This is a genomic window from Rahnella sp. BCC 1045, assembly GCF_019049615.1.
Classification (GTDB): domain Bacteria; phylum Pseudomonadota; class Gammaproteobacteria; order Enterobacterales; family Enterobacteriaceae; genus Rahnella; species Rahnella contaminans.
Genome location: NZ_JAFMOZ010000118.1, coordinates 54,032 through 74,452, shown reverse-complemented (window position 1 = coordinate 74,452; position 20,421 = coordinate 54,032). Strand labels below are relative to the sequence as shown.

The 20,421-nt window shown below is 52.2% G+C and carries 21 protein-coding genes; 8 read left to right on the top strand and 13 right to left on the bottom strand.

Annotated elements, in window-relative coordinates; all coding sequences use genetic code 11:
* Window positions 1-2: 2 nt before the first annotated feature.
* Together J1782_RS09265 and J1782_RS09260 are read right to left on the bottom strand one after the other, a co-directional pair.
* Window positions 3-890, bottom strand: a complete 888-nt coding sequence (locus J1782_RS09265; RefSeq protein WP_165059541.1) for an oxygenase MpaB family protein — start codon at window positions 888-890, stop codon at window positions 3-5.
* Between the two features lie 3 nt (window positions 891-893).
* Window positions 894-1,553 carry a TetR/AcrR family transcriptional regulator gene (locus J1782_RS09260; protein WP_165059540.1) on the bottom strand — a complete coding sequence of 220 codons (660 nt, stop codon included), beginning with the start codon at window positions 1,551-1,553 and terminating at the stop codon, window positions 894-896.
* Window positions 1,554-1,755: 202 nt separating this feature from the next.
* Between J1782_RS09260 and J1782_RS09255 the strand changes: the two genes are divergently transcribed.
* The 4 genes from J1782_RS09255 to J1782_RS09240 all read left to right on the top strand — a co-directional run bounded on the left by J1782_RS09255 (window position 1,756) and on the right by J1782_RS09240 (window position 3,519).
* Window positions 1,756-2,013: a hypothetical protein gene (locus J1782_RS09255; RefSeq protein ID WP_152325514.1), complete on the top strand. Its 258-nt coding sequence runs from the start codon at window positions 1,756-1,758 to the stop codon at window positions 2,011-2,013.
* Between the two features lie 415 nt (window positions 2,014-2,428).
* A complete protein-coding gene (locus tag J1782_RS09250; protein ID WP_217152994.1) occupies window positions 2,429-2,686 on the top strand; it encodes a YdgH/BhsA/McbA-like domain containing protein in 258 nt (85 codons plus the stop codon).
* 167 nt (window positions 2,687-2,853) lie between these two features.
* Window positions 2,854-3,111, top strand: coding sequence for a YdgH/BhsA/McbA-like domain containing protein (locus J1782_RS09245; protein WP_013576350.1), 258 nt, complete (start codon window positions 2,854-2,856; stop codon window positions 3,109-3,111).
* 150 nt (window positions 3,112-3,261) lie between these two features.
* Window positions 3,262-3,519: a DUF1471 domain-containing protein gene (locus J1782_RS09240; protein ID WP_152325512.1), complete on the top strand. Its 258-nt coding sequence runs from the start codon at window positions 3,262-3,264 to the stop codon at window positions 3,517-3,519.
* Between the two features lie 131 nt (window positions 3,520-3,650).
* Here J1782_RS09240 and ddlA read toward each other — a convergent pair whose 3' ends face one another.
* A complete protein-coding gene (ddlA, locus tag J1782_RS09235; protein ID WP_217152993.1) occupies window positions 3,651-4,748 on the bottom strand; it encodes a D-alanine--D-alanine ligase in 1,098 nt (365 codons plus the stop codon).
* 52 nt (window positions 4,749-4,800) lie between these two features.
* The gene (locus J1782_RS09230) at window positions 4,801-5,130 is read right to left on the bottom strand and encodes a DHCW motif cupin fold protein (RefSeq protein ID WP_165059534.1); all 330 of its coding nucleotides are present in this window, start codon (window positions 5,128-5,130) and stop codon (window positions 4,801-4,803) included.
* A 360-nt stretch (window positions 5,131-5,490) separates the two neighbouring features.
* Between J1782_RS09230 and J1782_RS09225 the strand changes: the two genes are divergently transcribed.
* Window positions 5,491-6,870, top strand: coding sequence for an NAD-dependent succinate-semialdehyde dehydrogenase (locus J1782_RS09225; RefSeq protein WP_152325509.1), 1,380 nt, complete (start codon window positions 5,491-5,493; stop codon window positions 6,868-6,870).
* Window positions 6,871-7,027: 157 nt separating this feature from the next.
* A complete protein-coding gene (locus tag J1782_RS09220; RefSeq protein WP_152325508.1) occupies window positions 7,028-8,149 on the top strand; it encodes a cupin domain-containing protein in 1,122 nt (373 codons plus the stop codon).
* Between the two features lie 76 nt (window positions 8,150-8,225).
* Here J1782_RS09220 and phnE (J1782_RS09215) read toward each other — a convergent pair whose 3' ends face one another.
* From phnE (J1782_RS09215) to phnC, 4 genes are all read right to left on the bottom strand, one after another.
* The gene (phnE, locus tag J1782_RS09215) at window positions 8,226-9,149 is read right to left on the bottom strand and encodes a phosphonate ABC transporter, permease protein PhnE (protein ID WP_208951630.1); all 924 of its coding nucleotides are present in this window, start codon (window positions 9,147-9,149) and stop codon (window positions 8,226-8,228) included.
* A complete protein-coding gene (gene phnE, locus J1782_RS09210; RefSeq protein WP_152325506.1) occupies window positions 9,149-10,012 on the bottom strand; it encodes a phosphonate ABC transporter, permease protein PhnE in 864 nt (287 codons plus the stop codon). Before phnE (J1782_RS09210) ends, phnE (J1782_RS09215) begins: the two co-directional genes overlap by 1 nt.
* 69 nt (window positions 10,013-10,081) lie before the next feature.
* A complete protein-coding gene (gene phnD / locus J1782_RS09205; RefSeq protein ID WP_015698041.1) occupies window positions 10,082-11,014 on the bottom strand; it encodes a phosphonate ABC transporter substrate-binding protein in 933 nt (310 codons plus the stop codon).
* A 114-nt stretch (window positions 11,015-11,128) separates the two neighbouring features.
* Window positions 11,129-11,962, bottom strand: coding sequence for a phosphonate ABC transporter ATP-binding protein (phnC, locus tag J1782_RS09200; protein WP_217152992.1), 834 nt, complete (start codon window positions 11,960-11,962; stop codon window positions 11,129-11,131).
* Window positions 11,963-12,168: 206 nt separating this feature from the next.
* On the opposite strand from phnC, the gene dld reads away from it, so the two are divergent.
* On the top strand, window positions 12,169-13,860 hold the full coding sequence (gene dld, locus J1782_RS09195) for a D-lactate dehydrogenase (RefSeq protein ID WP_152325504.1): 1,692 nt from the start codon (window positions 12,169-12,171) through the stop codon (window positions 13,858-13,860).
* A gap of 76 nt (window positions 13,861-13,936) precedes the next feature.
* Here the strand turns inward: dld and J1782_RS09190 are convergent, their stop codons facing one another.
* The 5 genes from J1782_RS09190 to J1782_RS09170 form a co-directional block, all read right to left on the bottom strand.
* Window positions 13,937-14,527, bottom strand: coding sequence for a Yip1 family protein (locus tag J1782_RS09190; RefSeq protein WP_152325503.1), 591 nt, complete (start codon window positions 14,525-14,527; stop codon window positions 13,937-13,939).
* Window positions 14,528-14,726: 199 nt separating this feature from the next.
* Window positions 14,727-15,383 (bottom strand): hypothetical protein, encoded by a 657-nt coding sequence (locus J1782_RS09185; protein WP_254303019.1) that lies wholly within the window; start codon window positions 15,381-15,383, stop codon window positions 14,727-14,729.
* A 229-nt stretch (window positions 15,384-15,612) separates the two neighbouring features.
* The gene (locus tag J1782_RS09180) at window positions 15,613-16,920 is read right to left on the bottom strand and encodes a cytochrome c (protein WP_217152991.1); all 1,308 of its coding nucleotides are present in this window, start codon (window positions 16,918-16,920) and stop codon (window positions 15,613-15,615) included.
* A 2-nt stretch (window positions 16,921-16,922) separates the two neighbouring features.
* Window positions 16,923-18,695, bottom strand: a complete 1,773-nt coding sequence (locus tag J1782_RS09175) for a GMC family oxidoreductase (protein WP_152325501.1) — start codon at window positions 18,693-18,695, stop codon at window positions 16,923-16,925.
* 55 nt (window positions 18,696-18,750) lie between these two features.
* The gene (locus J1782_RS09170; protein ID WP_217152990.1) at window positions 18,751-19,470 is read right to left on the bottom strand and encodes a gluconate 2-dehydrogenase subunit 3 family protein; all 720 of its coding nucleotides are present in this window, start codon (window positions 19,468-19,470) and stop codon (window positions 18,751-18,753) included.
* Between the two features lie 266 nt (window positions 19,471-19,736).
* Here J1782_RS09170 and J1782_RS09165 point away from each other — a divergent pair, with 266 nt between their 5' ends.
* The gene (locus J1782_RS09165) at window positions 19,737-20,369 is read left to right on the top strand and encodes an aspartate/glutamate racemase family protein (protein ID WP_217152989.1); all 633 of its coding nucleotides are present in this window, start codon (window positions 19,737-19,739) and stop codon (window positions 20,367-20,369) included.
* Window positions 20,370-20,421 lie beyond the last annotated feature (52 nt).

Sequence of the window (20,421 nt, the reverse complement as noted above, 5' to 3'; positions counted from 1 at the left end):
ATTCAGGAAGGTAAGCGGCCCATGCGGCGCATCGCGCGATGCCATGAGCCGTTTCTGACCGCCCAGCGCAGGATGCCTGCGATGCGGCGGGTGCCAAAACGAATCGTTTTACGCTTAACCGGGGAAAGGGAAATCCCCAGTTGTTCCGCCGCCCAGCCGGGCAAGAGCTCGATACCGGCCTGAATCATCAGGCTGCCGACCGGTTTAGCCAGACGGCTTGGCGCAGGCGCATTACGCAATAACCGCACAACTTCCTGCGTTCTTTCATCGCAGCGCAACTGAGGCCGCATGGCCTGCAAATAAGCTTCTACCGCCGCAACGCTGTCGGGCACGTTCACCGCCCCGAGGCTTTCTGCCACGCGGGCGAATTCCTGGTAATAGCGGTCCTGTTCGGTTGAACTGAGTGAAGGATTGCGGTAACGCAGATGAGATTGCAGAAAGCTGTACGCTTCCGCGACGTGTACCCAGACCAGTAAATCCGGGTCGCTGGCAGCGTAAGGCGTGCCGTGCGCATCGGTGCCGGTCACGTGCAGATGAATGAATTTTACTTTTTCGATGAGCGCCGTGGCATCACGGGTCGGGGCAAATGTCGTTCCGGAAATAAACTGACTGGTGCGGCGCAGGCGGCCGAGCATGTCTTCGCGAAATGAGGAGTGATCCCAGACACCGGCGAGCGCCAGCGGGTGAAGCATTTGCAGCAGCAAGGCACTGACACCGCCGCAAAGCATCGAAGAAAAGTCTCCGTGAATTCGCCAGGTTACGCTTTCAGGGCCAAACAGCCCCGGATCGCCCGCAGGATTCTCGAAGTCTATACCGCCTAACGCCAGGCCCGAAATACTCAGCACCTGGCGTTCTATTCTCTTTCTTAATAACTGACGAAAATCAGACATCCGTTAGTGCGCAGCAGTGATTTGCACGGTGTTTTTTGTCAGTTCCGGCCACAGGTTCATGACCACGTCGATCAGACGATTAAGCTCAGCCGCCGTTGCGCCATCGCGCGCCTGGACAGAGAAACCCTGAATGGTACAGGCGAGGTATTTCGCCAGCAGGGCACTGTCCGTCACCGCAGCCAGATTGTCGCTTTGTTTCTGTTTCTCGAAATATTCGAACAATGTCCGTTCCTGCGACAGATGGTGCTCACGCAGCATTTCGGCAATATCCGCGGAAGATGAAGACATCCCGGACGATGCGCTGATCATGAAGCAACCGCTCGGCGTATCACAGTCAGTAAACAGGTTTGCAATGGCACGCAAATACTGGTCAATCGCCTGTTCCACGGACAAATCAGGTCTGCTCAGCAGACAGCGTCCTTTTTCGTAGAAATTTTTAACGTAGTGCTCAACGGCTGCGCGGAAAAGCCCTTCTTTATTACCGAATTCGGCATACAAAGTTGGCGCTTTTGCACCGGTTGCTTCGACCAGATCAGCTAATGAAGTGGCCTCGTAACCATGGCGCCAGAATAAATTCAGGGCCTTGCTCAGAGCAGTTCCACGGTCGAACTGTTTTGGGCGACCGCGACTTTTCCGGACCAAAGCCGTCTGTTCAGTGCTCATACACCCTCCTTCCATCACCATTGTGATAATGGTTATAAAAATTGTTTTTAGAAATAACTTAACGATCATTATTAAAAATAGTTGCGCACAAGTCCAGCGGAGTTTATCATTTAATTATCGAGCGATAAGAAAATCACTCACACCCGCAAAGCTGCACAGCTATAAGCGCTTTATAAAAGCAAAATACCCAGGACGAAACATCATGAGTAACTTCAAAATCCTTCTTGCAGTTCTGGCATTAACCGCTGTACCGGTTGCCAATGTTGCCGCACAGCAGGTTATCATGATGCCAGTACAGAGTCAGGAAGTGGCGATGGTCAATGTGACCGGTGACAGTAACTTCTGTAACCCGGCAACCTGTACGAACAAAAAAGTCGCGCAGAGCCGAATCTCCACTTCTCCGTCTCAGCCACCTGCACCAATGACTTCAGGTCATAAACCGGCTTCCATTTACTACTAAGGAAACCGGCCCTGACGACAGAATGTCTGAGCAGGAATAACGATAAGGCGGCATTTGCTGCCTTATCTTTTTTCTAAGCCGGCCCTAGTTTTAACACCCTCTCCCGCCGGAACCAACCATTAACTTAGCGATCATTAAAGATTCATTCAGCACAATATTGGATAAGCCCGAACTCCATCTGTCAGGCGAATCATTTTAAAAACATAAATTTAACAAAACAAAAACAACAATGCACTTTGGTGTGATGTTCGTCACAGCAAAATAAGTTAACGCTCATTAAAAAAACATCTTGCACAAACCCTCAACACCCTTTACCATTTACTTATCGAACGTTAAGTAATAAATAACGTTGACCGAATAACGGGGCTGACGAAAACGTCACTCCAAAAAAAATTAACGAACAGGAATACAAATCATGAAAAGTATCGCAATGACAATCGCTGCTCTGACACTTGCTACCGCTTCTTTCTCTGCTCTGGCAGCCACTGAGGTTCAGTCCGCTCCGGCAGGTGCACAAACTATCGGGACTATCAGCGCTTCTTCAAACGGTAACCTGACGACTTTGCAGTCAAAACTGAATGCGAAAGCGACCGAAGCCGGTGCAACTTCATACCGCATCATCGGTGCTTCTGGTGAAAACCACCTGTACGGTACTGCTGAGCTGTACAAATAAGCACAACGACATTCGTTAGCAGATTGTTCCGCACAATTAGTTAACGATTAATAAATAATTTAGTTGCACAGAATGTGATCCAGGTCTAAGATTTAATTATCGAACGTTAACAAATAACGTCTGACCTAAACCACCTGCTGATAAACAGATTAAAACAGGAAGAAATCATGAAAAACATCACTATGACATTAGCTGCAATCGCCCTCGCTACCGCTTCATTCTCAACTCTGGCTGCGACTGAAGTTCAGTCTGCACCAGAAGGCCAACAGGCAATCGGTGTGGTAAGTGCTTCTTCAAGCAATGATTTGTCAAGCCTGCAAAACAAGCTGAACGCTAAAGCGAACGAAGCCGGTGCAAGTTCATACCGCATCATCGGTGCTTCTGGTGAAAACCACCTGTACGGTACTGCTGAGCTGTATAAATAAGCACGGAGTACGATTTGAAAAGGGTAAAGCGGCATTTAGTTAACGATTAATAAGCTAGATGTTGTATCGGACAGAAGACAGCTTTGCACATTAAATGAACGTTGATGACAACGCCTGGCAAAGCGCAATAAACGAATTGAGGAAACCATCATGAAAAACATTACTATGACTCTCGCCGCCATCGCACTGGCAACCGCATCATTCTCTACCCTGGCAGCGACTGAAGTTCAGTCCGCTCCGGCTGGTCAGCAGGCGATTGGTGTCGTCAGCGCGACTTCAGGTAACAGCCTGAGCAGCCTGCAGGACAAACTGAATGCTAAAGCCAGCGAAGCCGGTGCAAGTTCTTACCGTATCATCGGTGCGTCTGGTGACAACCACCTGTACGGTACAGCTGAACTGTACAAATAAGAGTCCTCAGCAGTAAGCAGAAGAGGCGGCGTTTGCCGCCTTTTTCGTGTCTGCGATTTGAGGAGACCTTTAAATTGATCCCGCCATACAGGGATTTCTCCCTGCTTTTCTTTTGCAGCACCTCTTACAAATCAGTTCGCTGAGCTTTTGAGCTGGTTATCCTGCTCGTGTTGCTCCAGCGCCAGTTCGATCAGACGCGTGATCAGATCACTGTAGTTTAAGCCGCTGGCCGCCCAGAGTTTCGGGTACATGCTGATGTTGGTAAAGCCCGGCAACGTATTAATTTCGTTGATAACGACGTCACCCTGTTCGGTCAGGAACACATCGACGCGCGCCATGCCCCGGCATTCCAGCACCTGAAATGCCCGCAATGCGATGGCACGAATGCGGTCATGCGTCTCCTGCGGCAAATCGGCGGGAACGGCAATCGATGCGCCGGCTTCATTAATGTACTTGGTGTCGTATGAATAAAACTCGTCGTGCAGGATGACTTCACCGCAGACGCTTGCCTGCGGATAATCATTGCCCAGCACTGCACATTCGATTTCACGGCCTTTAATCGCTGACTCCACCAGCACTTTGTGGTCGAAGCTGAACGCTTTTTCCAGGGCAGTAAGGAAACCTGCTTCGTTGCTCACTTTGCTGACGCCGACGGAAGAACCCTGATTGGCCGGCTTAATAAACAGCGGTAAGCCGAGCTGCTTAGAGACTTCAGCAAACGTATATTTCTGGCGATTCGCACGGGTCAGGGTGACAAAGGGTGCGACGGACAAACCGGCATCCCGCAGCAGACGCTTGGTCACATCTTTATCCATGCTGACAGCCGACCCCAACACGCCGGAACCGGCGAACGCAATGTTTGCCATGCGCAGCAGTCCCTGCAATGAACCATCTTCGCCCAGCGTTCCGTGAACAATCGGGAAGATGACGTCCACCTGCGACAATGCGCTGGCACTGTGCGTTTCAATCAGCTGATTTTCAGTTTGCCCCGGAATGAGCGCGACCTGATTATTCGAGCGGTTGAGGGCAATCAGTGACGGATTTTCAGCATTAATCAGGTAGTTACTGGCGTCATTAATATGCCACTCGCCTTTCTTATCGATGCCCAGCAAAGTCACGTCAAAGCGTTCTTTATCAATGGCATCCACAATATTTTTTGCTGATTGTAATGACACTTCGTGCTCTGCCGATTTGCCGCCAAAAATGATGCCTACCCGTAATTTACTCACCTGCTGCTCCTTGTCGCCAGCCTCACGCTGGCGGCGATTTTTCTGTGTACGACTAATCAACGACAAACAATTTAGCCCCGACCGGGGTTGAGGAACGGTGCGCTTCCGCGTTATCCGCCACCTGATAACTCATGCCCGGTGAGAGGGTAAAGGTGCGGCCATCTTCCAGGCGCGTGTGCAATTCCCCTTCCAGGCAAAACAGCACATGCCCTTTACTGCACCAGTGATCGGCCTCGTATCCTGCGGAATATTCGACGACCCGCACGCGGATATCGCCAAATTTTTGCGTACGCCACAGCGCCATACCAGTGTCGCCCGGATGTTGTGTCGGCGTTACGTCGCTCCAGTCAGTCGTGCAAAAAGGGATCGCATCAAGCTTCATGAGTTTCTCAATGTCGGAAAAGGAAGGAAAGCCAGCATAAAAGTGAGCGGTAAATTTATCAATCGCTTGCTGAAAACAATTCGAAAGCCCTTTCGCCGCAAAGTTAAGTAAAGGCGATTGTTCTTAGAGACAGGCGGTAGCCCGCGGATGGCAAGGCCTGCGCGCAAGCCGCTAAAAAGCCCGAACCTCATGTGTTGCATGAGATGTCTGTGAGACAGAGTTCACGTTTTATCGACTATGCTTATTGGCAGTGAGATGAAACAAGCGTTAAGAAGCAGGCCAAAGGCAGTAAATCGAACGCACCTCAATTCCAACGCGCTGATGACATTATCCGGCGCGCCACAAAACAAGGAGCAACAGATGCCATATCAGACGATAAATCCTTTTAATAACAAGCTCATCAAAGAATATCAGACGCACAACGACAAGCAGGTTGAACAAGCCTTGTCCACCGCGCATGCCCTCTATAAATCCGACTGGGCACAGGGAGATATCAAACAGCGGATCAAAGTGCTGCATAAATTGTCCGAGCTGATGGCTTCCCGTGTCGATGAACTGGCAGAAGTGGTGAGTGTAGAGATGGGCAAACTCATTGGTCAGAGCCGTGGCGAAGTGCAGATTTGCGCCGATATTGCGAAATTCTATGCGGAAAACGCCGAGGAATTTCTCAAACCTGTGCCGTATAAATCTGACCTCGGCGAAGCCTGGGTCGAGCATCATCCGATTGGCGTAATCATGGCGGTCGAGCCGTGGAATTTCCCGTTCTACCAGCTGATGCGTGTGCTTGCGCCGAATCTCGCGTCCGGTAACAGCGTGCTGGTAAAACACGCCAGTATCGTGCCGCATTGCGCAGAAACCTTTGAGAAGCTGGTTTCTGAAGCCGGTGCGCCAAAAGGTGCCTATACCAATCTGTTTATTTCTCAGGATCAGGTCGCATCGATCATTGATGACGATCGCGTTCAGGGCGTCGCACTGACCGGTTCGGAAAAAGCCGGGGCGATTGTGGCGGCGCGCGCAGCCGGGAAACTGAAAAAATCCACGCTCGAACTGGGCGGGAATGACGTCTTCGCGGTACTGGATGATGCCGATATTGATCACGCCGCCAAAGCCGGTGCTCAGGCGCGTGTTTCCAACGCCGGGCAGGTTTGTACTGCCGCCAAGCGCTTTATCATTCATGAAAAAGTGGCCGATGAATTCCTGAAAAAATTCACTGAACACTTCAAGGCACTGAAAATCGGCGATCCACTGGATAAATCGACCACGCTGGGGCCATTGTCTTCAGCCGATGCGGTGAAAACGCTGAGCAAGCAGGTAGACGATGCCGTGAAGCACGGTGCAAAACTGCATTTCGGCGGCAAGAAAGTGACGGGGAATCCGGGCAACTTCTTCGAGCCAACGATCCTCACACACATCACGCGTGATAATCCGGCTTACTTCGAGGAGTTTTTCGGCCCGGTTGCGCAGGTTTATATCGTCAAAAACGACGAGGAACTGGTGAAACTGGCCAACGACTCGCACTACGGCCTCGGCGGTTCGGTATTCACGACCGATCTCAATCGCGCCCGTAAGCTGGCGAGCCAGATCGAAACCGGAATGGTATATGTTAACTCACCAACGGATACCGCCGCCGAGCTGCCATTCGGGGGGGTAAAACGCTCCGGTTTTGGCCGCGAGCTGTCAGATCTGGGGATCAAAGAGTTTGTGAACCAAAAACTGGTGGTGCTTGCCGCCAAGTCTTAATACCCGTTTGCACCGCCCCGTAACACTTCCCTCTCCGCCCGGAGAGGGAAATTCCCTCCCTCCGCCAGTCTTTTGTGATCCCTTGATTAATGACAAAGCGGCATACCCGCCAGCCTCTCTATAATCAGGCCCGTTTGTCTTCCCACTGGTAAATCACATGGCGTATGAACTCAATCTGGACTGGCCGGAATTTTTAGAAAAATACTGGCAGAAACAACCTGTTGTATTAAAAAAAGCATTTACAAACTTTGTCGATCCGATCACTCCCGATGAATTAGCCGGCCTTGCGATGGAACCTGAAGTGGACAGCCGTCTGGTGAGCCATAAAAATGGTGAATGGCAGGCGAGCAACGGTCCTTTTGAGCATTTCGACGGGCTGGGTGAAACCGGCTGGTCGTTGCTGGCACAGGCGGTGAACCACTGGCATCTGCCTGCGGCTGAACTGGTTCGTCCGTTCCGCGTGCTGCCAGACTGGCGCCTGGATGACCTGATGATCTCCTATTCCGTGCCCGGCGGTGGCGTTGGCCCGCATATCGATCAGTACGATGTGTTTATCATTCAGGGAATGGGCAGCCGTCGCTGGCGCGTGGGCGATGCTTTGCCGATGCGTCAGTTCTGCCCGCATCCGGCGTTGCTGCATGTCGATCCGTTTACGCCGATCATCGATGAAGATCTCGAGCCGGGCGACATTCTGTACATTCCGCCGGGCTTCCCGCACGACGGCTTCACCCATGAAACCGCCCTCAACTATTCCGTCGGTTTCCGTGGCCCGAATACCCGCGACTTTATCAGCAGCTTTGCCGACTACGCACTGGAAAATGATTTAGGTGGCGACCACTACAGCGACCCGGATTTAACGCTGCGCGATCATGTGGGCAAAGTAGAAGAATACGAGCTGGATCGCGTGCGCAATATGATGCATGACCTGATCAATCAGCCGGAAGCGTTCAGACAATGGTTCGGACGTTTTGCAACCACGCCGCGCCATGAGCTGGACATCGCCCCCGCCGAACCGCCATATGAAACGCACGAAATCGTGGATGCGCTGATGCAGGGCGACAGCCTGACCCGTCTGAGCGGTCTGCGTGTGCTGAACGTCGGCGACCGTTTCTTCGTCAACAGTGAAGCGCTGGAAACCGAGCAATATCAGGCAGCGGATGCACTTTGCCGTTTCACGCTGATCGGTAAAAAAGAGCTGGGCGATGCCGTTCAGGATCCGGCGTTCATGGCCGTGTTCACCGATCTGGTGAATCAGGGTTACTGGTATTTCGACGAGTAATATTTTTTGCTGCCCGGTTATGACAAAAGGCGGCATCCGGTGGATGCCGCCTTTTTAGTTTTAAGAGCGGTCCGAATCAGGGTTTATACAATTCGACCGGCGGCTTCATTTTCCGCTCTTCCGGCACAAACAGATCAATCTCTTCGCCCAGAATATATTTGGCGCGCAGCATCGCTGAAATCTTGTCCATCGTCATGACGATAGCCACCAGAATCAGCGTGATAAACATCACCACATCCCAGTTCCACAACCGCATATTTTCCGCATAAACCAGACCGATACCGCCCGCGCCCACAAAACCGAGAACGGCAGCAGAACGGGTGTTGGATTCAATCTGATACAGCGACAGCGCCAGAAACGTCGGGAAAGACTGCGTGAAAATACCAAAACGGTGCGTCTGTAGCGGAGATGCGCCCAGCGCACGCAGGCCGCGGCTGGGTGAACGTTCCACTGCTTCGTGGCCTTCAGCGTAAAGCTTGCCGAGTAAGCCTAAATCCTGCATCACAATTGCCAGCACGCCGGCCAGCGGCCCCATGCCAACAGCGCGGACAAATATCAGCCCCCAGATCGCCATATCCAGACCGCGAAGTACGTCCAGAATGCGGCGGATCACCAGTGAAACCGGCCGGAGAACCGGCGTGGACATCACATTTCGCGCCGCAAGAAAAGACAGCGGCAGTGCGAGGAAAGAGGCGGTGACCGTCCCGGCAAACACAATCGCCAGCGTGATCGCAATCTGCGAGAAGTAGTACATAAACGGCCATTCGGAAACGTTATGCCACACGAACATGCGCAGGAAATAACGCCCGACTTCGCGGGTGCCGCGCACGACTTCGCTCCAAGGAATACCGAAATAGCTGAAGAAATAGATGTAATACAACACAATCACGACAGCCAGAATTGCCAGATAACGCAGGTAACGACGCTGCGCGGAAAACAGATGTGCGTGCTGCTGTTTCAGGCCAGCAATGACATGAGGTTCAAGCGCGTCAGTTAACATCAGAAAGTGCCCTCCACCACGCGTTTGCGTAATTTACCCGACAGATAATCCATCCCGGAAACCACCAGAATAATCAGCAGCAACGTCATGCTGACCTGGTCATAGCGGTCAAGCTTGATGGACGTCATCAGTTCCTGACCAATCCCGCCCGCGCCCACCAGGCCGAGGATGGTCGACTGGCGGAAGTTAATTTCCAGACGCATAAAGCTGTAGGACAAAAAGATAGGTTTAACCTGTGGCCACATGGCAAAACGCATGCGCTGCAAGCGCCCTGCTCCGCAGGCTCTCAGGCCGCGCACCGGTTTGTCCGACGCGGTTTCGATAGATTCGTAGAACAATTTTGTCAGGCTGCCGACGGTGTGTAAGGTCAGCGCGATAAAGCCCGGAATAGCCCCGACGCCAAAGGCCATTACGCACATCACGGCCCAGGCCAGTTCAGGCATAGTTCGCAGGAAAGCCACAAACGTGCGGATACTGAATTTCACCCATTTTGGGGAATCTGTATTGCTGGCGGCAAGAAACGCCAGTACAACGGCCAGCGCGGTAGACAAAATCGTTGAAGACAATGCCAGCTGAATAGTTTCCCAAATCAGCGGTAACTGGATATTGAGACGGTATCCCCAGTAAGCCAGAGAACCTTCGGTGTGTCCGTCTGCGAATAATAATGACCAGTGCAGAACCGGAACTGTCTGGCCGATATAATCAAAAAAGCTGGGAGCTGAAACAATAATAGTTTTCAGATTAAGTTCGGAAACATTGCCAGACCATAAATATAACAGCAGCATCAGCCCTGACCAGATCAGCGCCTCGCGCTTTTGCTTACCGCGTATATTCTGGTAATAACGATTGAAGTCTTTATTCAAAATAATATTTCCGGTTTACATGGAGATTTTTTTTATTCCTCCCCCGTGAAAGGGGAGGAAGTCAGGGTATTAACGGCCACCCTTCGTCAATTCACGCTTCATATCAATAATCTGCTGATATTCAGCCAGAGACGTTTCGCCGATATGTTGTTTACCGCCAACGGCCTTCACGAAGCAGGCGTGATCGTCTTTATCCAGTTTCTTAATGGCTGAAACCAGTTTCGCTTTAAATGCCGGTGGCAAATCGCTGCGAACCAGAATCGGGCCGTTAGGAATTAACGGGGATTCCCAGATAATGCGGATTTTCTTCATCAGATCCGGATGGTCCATGCGGATCATGCGGTTGAACGCGCCGGAGGTATAGCCGGTTTCGCGATCGCCAATCATGGAAGCCCAGGTTACCGCGCCTTCAAACTGCCCGTTCAGCACGCCGAGGATATCCTGCTCGTGGCCGCCGGAGAAGGTCACGCTGGAGAAGAAGTTGTTGTATTTGTTATCTGTCGTACCGCCAAACTCTTTCTTGAAAGTCTGGTTCGGAATGAGGTAACCGGACGTGGAATCCGGATCAGCAAAGCCAAATGATTTGCCTTTCAGGTCAGACAGTTTCTGGTACGGGCTGTCCGCTTTTACGACAACAACGGAGTGATAACCGCGCGATTTGTCGGTGTCATCGATTACGATACCGACCAGATCTACCGCTTTCGGGTTATTAATATACACAGACGCGAAAGAAGAAGGCGACATGCTTAATACCATGTCGACTTTCTTGCCTAATAATCCCTGAATAACACCCGAGTAATCGGATGAATTCCGCAGTTTGGTATCCACATTTAATTCTTTATCGAAGAAATCTTTTACACACTGATTATCGCCGATTTGCTGAGTGGCGTTCTGACCACCCAGGATACCTAAATTCAATTCTTTAGGCGCATCTTCTGCCATGCTGTGCATTGCGGTAAGGGAACCTGCAACAAAGACCGCCAGACGTAATAACTTCTTCATTTAATGATGACCTTGTGTAGATTGAGAGAAAGTGAAAATAAGTACGGCTAAAATTTATTTCCGAAATAAAATACGGAATTTATTTATTAAAACATTCGTTACAACGCGTGAGCATCAGGAATTAACGTCGTGTTCTTCGCCATATAACTGCTGCAAGATCCCGTCGGTTAACTGATCCGGATGACCATCAAAGATAATCTGCCCTTTCGCAATGCCGATCACGCGGGTGCAGTAATCTTTTACCAGTTCTACGGAATGCAGGTTAACCATCACCGCGATGTTCTCTTCGCTGACCTTTTTCAGGGCATTCATGATGCGCAGGGTATTTTTAGGATCCAGCGAGGCAACCGGTTCATCGGCCAGTAAAATTTTCGGGTTTTGCATCAGGGCGCGACAAATAGCGACACGCTGCATCTGACCCCCTGAGAGGTTTTCAGCACGTTGCAGCGCATGCGGCAACATGTGCAACCATTCCAGCAGGGAAATCGCGCGGGCGCGGTCTTCGTCATCGAACTGATTAAAGAAGGATTTAAACGTGGAGGTGTGGCTCAGGCACCCCAGCAACACGTTGGTTAACACGTCCAGACGCGGAACCAGGCAAAAGTCCTGAAAAATCATGCCGCAGCCCGAACGCCAGCGACGCAGCGCTTTGCCGGTCAGACCCGCCAGTTCCTGCTGCTCACCGTTTTCGTAATGACACACCACACTGCCGTCGGTTAACGGGATCGTGCCGTTAAGCACGTGCAGCAGAGTCGATTTCCCCGCACCGGAACGGCCAATGACCGCAACAAATTCACCGGCGTGAAGATCGAAATTGATGTCATTAAGAACACGCTGACCTGATTTATAGGATTTCACCAGGCCTTTCACGTCCAGCACTTTGTTCAGATGTTGCTGCCCGGCCTGAGGATATTCAGCCTGTGCCAGCTTAAGTTGAGCTTGCGCCATGATGCTGTCTCTCGGTTGCTTTCGTTATCTGGCGTTCATTAAGCGCGAGTTTTGTGACACATCAATGACGATTTAGTGGACAGCATATGACAAAAATGTAGCAACTTAAGAGAAATCCATCGGTAATTATCCTGAATGAAGTGTAGCCTGTTATGTGGCATTTAAGTCTATGATTGCAGAGCCTACGTCAAAAAAAGGAAGATGAAATGGATAATCAGTCACTCATCACCACGCTGAAAGAAATCGCCGGAAGCCGCCATGTCCTGACCGGCGACAGCAATACCGAGCGCTACCGCAAGGGGTTTCGCTCCGGCGGCGGCAAGGCGCTGGCGGTGGTATTCCCGCAGACATTGCTTCAACAATGGCAACTGCTTAAAGCCTGCATCGCGGCCGACAAAATTGTCATCATGCAGGCCGCCAATACGGGGCTGACCGAAGGTTCGACGCCGAGCGGCGACGATTATGACCGAGACATCGTCATTTTCAGCACCCTGAAACTCGATCAGATCCAGCTGCTCGACGGCGGCCATCAGGTGATCGGTTTCCCCGGCAGCACGTTGTATAAGCTCGAAAAAATTCTCAAGCCGTATAACCGCGAGCCGCATTCAGTCATCGGTTCATCCTGCATTGGTGCCTCCGTCGTCGGCGGGATATGCAACAACTCCGGCGGTTCACTGGTGAAACGTGGTCCGGCTTATACGGAAATGGCGTTGTATGCGCAGATTGATGCGCAGGGAGAACTCCGGCTGATAAACCATCTGGGGATCAATCTGGGTGAGACGCCGGAAGAGATTCTGACACGGCTGGAAAAAGGCGATTATCTCGAAGCTGATATTCTGCACGATCAGCGGCTGGCTTCGGACCATGATTACGCGGCGCGTGTCCGCGAAGTGGATGCCGATACGCCATCACGCTTTAACGCCGATGAGCGCCGTTTGTTTGAAGCCTCGGGCTGTGCCGGGAAGCTGGCGGTTTTCGCCGTCCGTCTCGATACTTTCCCGGCAGAAACCCAGCAGCAGGTTTTCTATATCGGCACTAATGACACAGCGGTTCTCACTGAGTTACGTCGTCAGATCCTGAGAGATTTTGCGAATCTTCCGGTGGCTGGCGAATACATGCACCGGGATATTTTCGATATCACCGAAGTGTACGGTAAAGATACGTTCCTGATGATCGACAAGCTCGGCACAGACAAAATGCCGGATATGTTTACCGCCAAAGGGAAGTTTGACGCACACGCCAGCAAGGTGCCTTTCCTGCCGAAACATTTCAGCGATCGCGTAATGCAGTGCCTGAGTAAAGCGCTGCCGAATCATTTACCGCCCCGCATGAAGCAATATCGTGACCGGTTTGAGCATCACTTATTGCTGAAAATGTCCGGCCCCGGAATTGATGAAGCCAGAACGTTTCTGACCCGTTTCTTCAGCGAAAATCAGGGTGATTTCTTTATCTGTTCCGCCGACGAAGGCAAAAAGGCGTTTCTGCACCGCTTCGCTGCGGCGGGTGCCGCCGTTCGTTATCACGCTGTGCATGAGAAAGAAGTGGAAGACATTCTGGCGCTGGATATCGCACTGCGCCGCAACGATCGCGACTGGTTTGAAACGTTGCCGGAGGATATTGATAATCAGTTGGTGGCAAAACTCTATTACGGCCATTTTATGTGCCACGTTTTCCATCAGGATTACATTGTCAAAAAAGGGGCGAACAGTAAGGCGCTGAAACACCGCATGCTCGAGTTGCTGGATGCCAAAGGTGCCGAATATCCGGCGGAACACAATGTCGGACATCTGTATATTGCAAAACCGCATCTGAAGGAATTTTACCGGCAGGCCGACCCGACCAACAGTTTTAACCCGGGGATCGGCAAAACCAGTAAGCTGAAAAACTGGCAGGAATAACGCGGTGAAGTGCTTCTGACCAACCCTCCCCTTTTCAGGGGAGGGATACTACGTCACTCCGACCTCATCTCATTGGTTAGAACAATTTCGTTCCATAACCCCACATCAGCACGGTCAGTGCGAGTAACAACTCAAGAACCAGAACCCCCATCGCCAGCGTCGAACTGGAGAACAGGAACCCCTCGCGGTGGTCAATGTTGAGGAAGTTTGGAATACCGAGGTACAGCAGATATCCGCTGTAGCAAAGGCCAATCAGCCCGACAAACAGGCATAACCAGACCATCGGATAAAGCGCAACGATCCCGCTGAGGAACATCGGCGTGGCAACGTAACCGGCAAACACAATACAACTGTTGAGTGTCGGGCGGCTGTCATAACGACGCGCCATCCAGTAGATAATTCGCCCCATCAAAGCAACAGCGGCGAGCATCAGAACATAGAAGATTACAGCGATGTAGGACGCGGTGAACATGGAAACCATCAGCTTCTGGCCGTCACCGAAGTTCCAGCCCAGCTGCGTTGTCCCGATAAAGGAACAGACAACCGGAATCAGCGCCATCAGAAAAACATGGTGGGAATAAACATGTGAAACGGTTTCCCGTTCACGCTGGATTTGCTGCAATTCGGGACCCGGATGAGATAACAGTCCCCAGACATGATTACCCATGAAACACCCCCTTGTGCGCCGAAAGCCGCCAGCGGCGTACGATGATAAACCTTCGGGAATGCCCGTTTGATAAAGGTCACAAGGGCAACAAGAAGGTGGCAGCCTGTTTATATTATAGCCGTTATTAAGCGGTTTGCTGGCGGCACAACCCCCCTGTCGCAGAGGATGTTGATGCCGGAGAAAGGAATTTCCCTGAAGGTCAGTGGATATAGCATGCAGCGGTAAGCACCACACCAGCCAGTGCTACCATCATGCCCATGATCCAATGGGTCTGTTTTGTAATATAGATGTGGAAAATATCCTTGGTCACGTAATTCGACTGAATAACCGCCAGCTGCGACTCCAGGGAATCAAATCGGGCATCCATTTTATCGAAACGCAGATCCATTTTGTCAAAGCGCTGGTCGACTTTCTCAAAGCGTTCATCTGCCAGGTCAAATTTCTTATCAATGAGAACAAAATGATCGTCAATTCGCACCAGATGCTCGTCGATCCTGACCAGATGTTTATCGATGCGAACAATACTTTCCTCCGTTTTCCCCACGCGAACACCGATATCTGTCACAGCATCGGTGAGCGTGACCATCTGGTGTTCTAGTTTTCCCACACGGAGATTGGTGTCCGTAACGACCTCTGTAAGCTGAACAACTTGCTTTTCAACCTTTCCCACCCGCAAATTGAGGCCTGCAATTTCCTCACCGGTTTTGATTCCCTGCTTTTCGATACTGTTAATCTGGCTTTGCAGTAACGCTTCCATAATCCATTCTCCCTTAAAGTCTTCCGGCATCGTCAGGGCACCGGGAAGATAGAGCATCGGGTTGGCTGGCCAGCAATCTGGCATCCTGAGCAGAAACATGATGTGTTGTCCCTCGCTTGAGCTAATTCTTGTTCAGGCATCCTTAATCTGCGGGCAGTCTGCACTGTATAAATAAACACCTCAAATCAATTTTTTTCTCGTTCAGGGCGTGATTATTTATGAATCTATGCCTTAGGGAATTGCATTGATAAAATGAATAAATACCAAATAAAAGAGCCGCTTGCGCGGCTCCGTTACAGGGACTCCTGATAATACGCTCAGGTTTTTTTTACGGTGCAGGGTTATGCAATGCCGCCGCGCCGTCCTGCGTTTTTCTGGCCTTCGCCACATCGTCTTTACTGACCGCTGGCGCCTGATTTCCCCACGCGTTGCGGATGTAAGTACTGACATCGGCCATTTGCTGATCCGTCATTTTCCAGCCAAACTCCGGCATATCCGCGCTGGTCGGATTGCTGAGCGTCGCGGCACCCTGCGCACCGTTCATCAGCACATGCAGAATATTCGTCGGCTGGCTGGCCTGAATGCCGTTGTTGCCTTTCAGCGCGGGCACCATATTGCGCACACCTTCACCGGAATTCTGATGGCAGGCGGCGCAGTTATCAGCGTAGAGTTCCTTACCATTAGCCATTGAGGCATTCGCTGCGAAAGGTGCGGAGTTATCTTTGCTGCCCGGTAAGCTTTTCAGGTAAACCGCAATGGCATGAAGATCGGAGTCCGACAGGTGTTGCAGCGAATTTGTCACCGCTTCCGCCATCGGGCCGGAGGCCACGGTACGGGCGTTCGCGCCAGTTTTCAGGTACTGAACAATTTCATCGTTGCTCCAGTCGCCAAGCCCCTGACGGACATTCCCGGTGATTTCCGGCGCAAACCAGCCCTGAAGTTCTCCGCCCTGCAAATGCACCCCAAAGTTATCGCCCCCCAGCGGATTTTTCGCCGTATGACACGATGTGCAGTGCCCCAGCCCTTCCACCAGATACGCACCGCGGTTCCATTCTGCTGACTGTGCCGGATCGGCCTTAAACGGGGCGGTATCCAGGAACAACAGGTTCCAGCCAAACATCATCAGGCGGATGTTATACGGGAACGGCAGATCAGTTTTCGGGCCATCGTAATGCACGGCGGGCACGGTATTCAGGTACGCTTTGATGTCTTTCAGATCCTGATCGCTGACCTTGGCATAGACGTTATAAGGCATCGCCGGATAGAGGTTTTCCCCGTTGATCCCTTTGCCGTTACGCACCGCATTAATGAACTGCTGATCGGTCCAGCCGCCGATACCGGTTTCTTTATCAGGCGTGATATTGGTGGCGTAAATCGTGCCAAACGGCGTGTTCAGACCATAGCCTCCGGCAAACGGCTTGCCACCGCCCGGCGCGGTATGACAGGCCACACAATCCCCCGCCAGCGCCAGATATTTACCGCGTTCGATGGCCGTTTTACCGGTCATCGCCGCCGCTGCGGGTGCCTGAAATTCGCCGGACTGGCTGGCGTTGTACCCCATTTTCACACCGACAAACCCCAGCCCGCCGATGACGACCACACCGGCAATCACTGCTAACGTTTTTTTCATTCTCATGCTTAAACCCTCACCAGCGGACCAGGGGATTTCAGATATTGGGTTTTAATCGCTTCTGCCGCCCATAAAGTCAGCGCGCCCACCGTGCCGGTGGGGTTATAACCGCCGTTATTGGCAAACGCCGATGCGCCACACACAAAGACGTTATGTACATCCCAGCTTTGCAGATAGCGGTTCACCGCACTGGTTTTCGGGTTGTCGCCCATGCAGGCGCCGCCCGTGGTGTGGGAAGAAAGGTTATCCATTGGCGAGAACGGTTTAGCCGTCGGTTCCTGACGCACAACGGTTTTTGCCCCCATCGCATGCGCGATTTCAACCGAGCGGTCAGCCATGAATTTCGCTGAGCGTTTGTCGTTTTCGATCCAGTCGAACGTCACGCGCAGCAGCGGCTGACCGTGGCGGTCTTTGTATTCCGGATCAAGATCGAGGAACACGTCGCGGTGCGGATAGCTGTTGCCCATACAATAAATATTGTTGTAGTTCTGGTAGCTGTGTTTGACGGCTTTTTTCCAGTCTGCGCCCCAGCGCGGTGTGCCCGGCGGTACGTTGTTGGAATAGCCGATCGGGCGTCCGTTAGTGGAATGCACCAGCGCAACGCCGCCGCCGATAAAGTCATGGCCGGTGTGATCGAAGTTATCGCCGTTGAAATCATCAATGGCCTGTGAAAGCGCACCTGCGCCGATGAACGGATTCATCATTTCGTCTTCGAAGAAGAAACCTGCGCCGGAAATAGTCTGGTACGCATAGTTACGCCCGACCACGCCTTCACCGGTTTTATGGTCGTAAGGCTGGCCGATGCCGGAAAGGAGCATCAGGCGGACGTTATCCATCTGGTAGGCAGAAATCACCACGATATCCGCCGGTTGCTCCCACACCACGCCGTCGCTGCCAATGAAGGTCACGCCGGTGGCAGTTTTGCCGTCCGGTGCTTTGTTGACGCGCAAGACTTCGGATTCGGTGATCACCGTAAAATTAGGGCGCTGCATCACCGCAGGCAAGATGCAGGCATTCGGGCTACTCTTCGACCAGTTGCCGCAGCCGAAGAATTCGCAGTAACCACAGTATGTGCACGGCGCCATGTTGACGCCCAGCGGGTTGGTGTACGCACCGGACGTGTTGCCCGCAGGCACCGCAAACGGGTGATAGCCCATCTCGCGCGTGGCTTTGTCGAAGATCATCGACAGCTGGGTGCGCTTAAGCGGCGGCAGCGGATAATCCCGGCTGCGCGGGCCTTCGAAGACGTTGCCGCCTTCAATTTTTTCGCCTTTGATGTTACCGGCTTTCCCGGATGTCCCGGCGTAACGTTCAAATTTATCGTAGAACGGTTCGACGTCGTCAAATGTCACGCCCCAATCCTGAACCTGCATTCCTTCCAGGAATTTGTTTTTACCGTAGCGTTCAACCGTCTGGCTGTAGCTCTGGAAATCATACGGCAGGAAGCGCCAGGTCATGCCGTTCCAGTGTGTGCCCGCCCCGCCGACGTTCATCCCGAACTGGTAAGTATTAAACTCACGCAGCGGCAGCGCCTGCTGGATCGGGTTATTACGGAAGGTCAGGGTTTCTACCGCCGTGGGCTGCATAATCGCGCGACGGCTGACGAAGCGCAGTTCGTCGGTATCAATGGTGGTCGGGAAATCATTGCTGGTATCGCGCCATGAACCACGTTCAATGGCGACCACATTCAGGCCAGCCAGCGTCAGTTCATTGGCCATCAGCGAACCCGCCCAGCCGAGGCCGACAATCACTGCGTCGACCTTCTCTCTTTTATTGCTCATACGACATGTACTCCTGAAAATATCTCAATAATCAAAGCCCGTGCGTTGCCGGTTTTTATGATTTTTCGTATTGGGTCAGCATGCTGACGGGCTCGATATGCAGATCTTCACCACGGCGGTCGATGACATCGCGGAAGTCATACCGCGCGCCCGGGAAGCCAATCATTTTCCAGCCGGCCATGTCTTTATTGCCGCCATAAAGCGGGTCGGAGAAGAAGCCTTCGCGCATGTTCTGCACCAGCATATTGAAGAACAGCTGGCCGTTGACGCCGGTCAGCGGGATCTCGCCGGATTCCACGCGGCGCAGTAAATCGTCCTGCTGCTCGCCGGTCAGTTCGGTAAAGTTTTTACCCGCATTACGCGCTTTCGCCACGCTGTTCAGCGCGGCCAGCCCCAGCCTGTAGCGTTCGGCAGGGGTATCTTTGTATTGCGGCCCGGCCTGCGGTAAACCGTCCTGAATCACCGGCCCGAGGCGGTAAGTCGTGACCGCGTTGCCATAATCGCCGCTCAGCTGACGGTCAAGAAATACCGCACAGCCCGCCTCTTTCCCACCGATGCTCAGCTCATCAGCCGGAATAATCCGGTCAGCCAGCGTTTCAATCAGGCTGACTTCTTCAGCGGTGAAGAACGTCCATTCCCCGGCAACCACCGGTTTTGGCGGACGAACCGAATGGATAATCCACGGCATGCCGCCGGAGAAAATTTTGGCTTTAACCTTTAAGGCGGTACTGAATAACAGCACCGCCATCGAGGTCAGAAAGTGTCTGCGTTTCACGATAATTCTCCTGTTTACGCACATTGAAAGGGGACTTACCCACATCAGATATGGGTTTATATTTGTGACGGAGATTATACGAAGATGTTAGATGAAAGTAAGATATTTCGAACCAAAAGGTACATATTTTATATATTTAAAATCAATGAGTTAATTATTCTGCATTGAGTTAGTACACTAATTAACAAATTTTTACAGGCAAAAAAGCCTCCACGGGAAGATAGAAACTCGTTAACGTAGCGTCATCACACTTTCCGGAGACGTCCATGCGCATCACTTGTTTACACACGGCAGACAGCAACATCGCGGTTTTTGAAAATGCAGCTCAGGAGCTGGGACTGAATAACCATACATTCCGCCATATTTCCCGCCCGGATTTACTGGCGGCCGCAGAACACGCTGGCGGGCTGACGCCGGAAATTCTTGAAGAAACCGCACAGATATTGCTCGCGCTGAGTCAGGACAGCGATCGCGTTTTACTCACCTGCTCAACGCTGGGCGCAGCCGCTGCGGCCGCCGCTGAAAGTACGCAGGTGCCGGTTTTGCGCGTTGATCAGGCGCTGGCCGAAGCCGCGATGAAAACCGCCGGAAAAGTGGTGGTGTTATGTGCGGTGGAAACCACGCTCGGCCCGACCAGGAAGCTGTTTGAGCAGACAGAAAAACACCCCGGCGCCGCGCTGGAAATGCGTCTGGTAGCCGGAGCCTGGGACAAGTTTAAGCAGGGAGATCTGGCGGGATATTTGCAGACTGTCGCCGCAGCGGCCGACGCAGCCTATATAGCTGGCGCAGCCGCAGTGGTGCTGGCTCAGGCATCGATGACCGGCGCAGCGCAGTTAACGCAAAGGGGCAAACCGCTCACCAGCCCGGAATGCGGCCTGAGAGCGGTCGTCGCGGTTTAAGACTGGCGGAAAAGCGCAAATGGCAGGATTGGCTATACTGAAAGTGGAATAA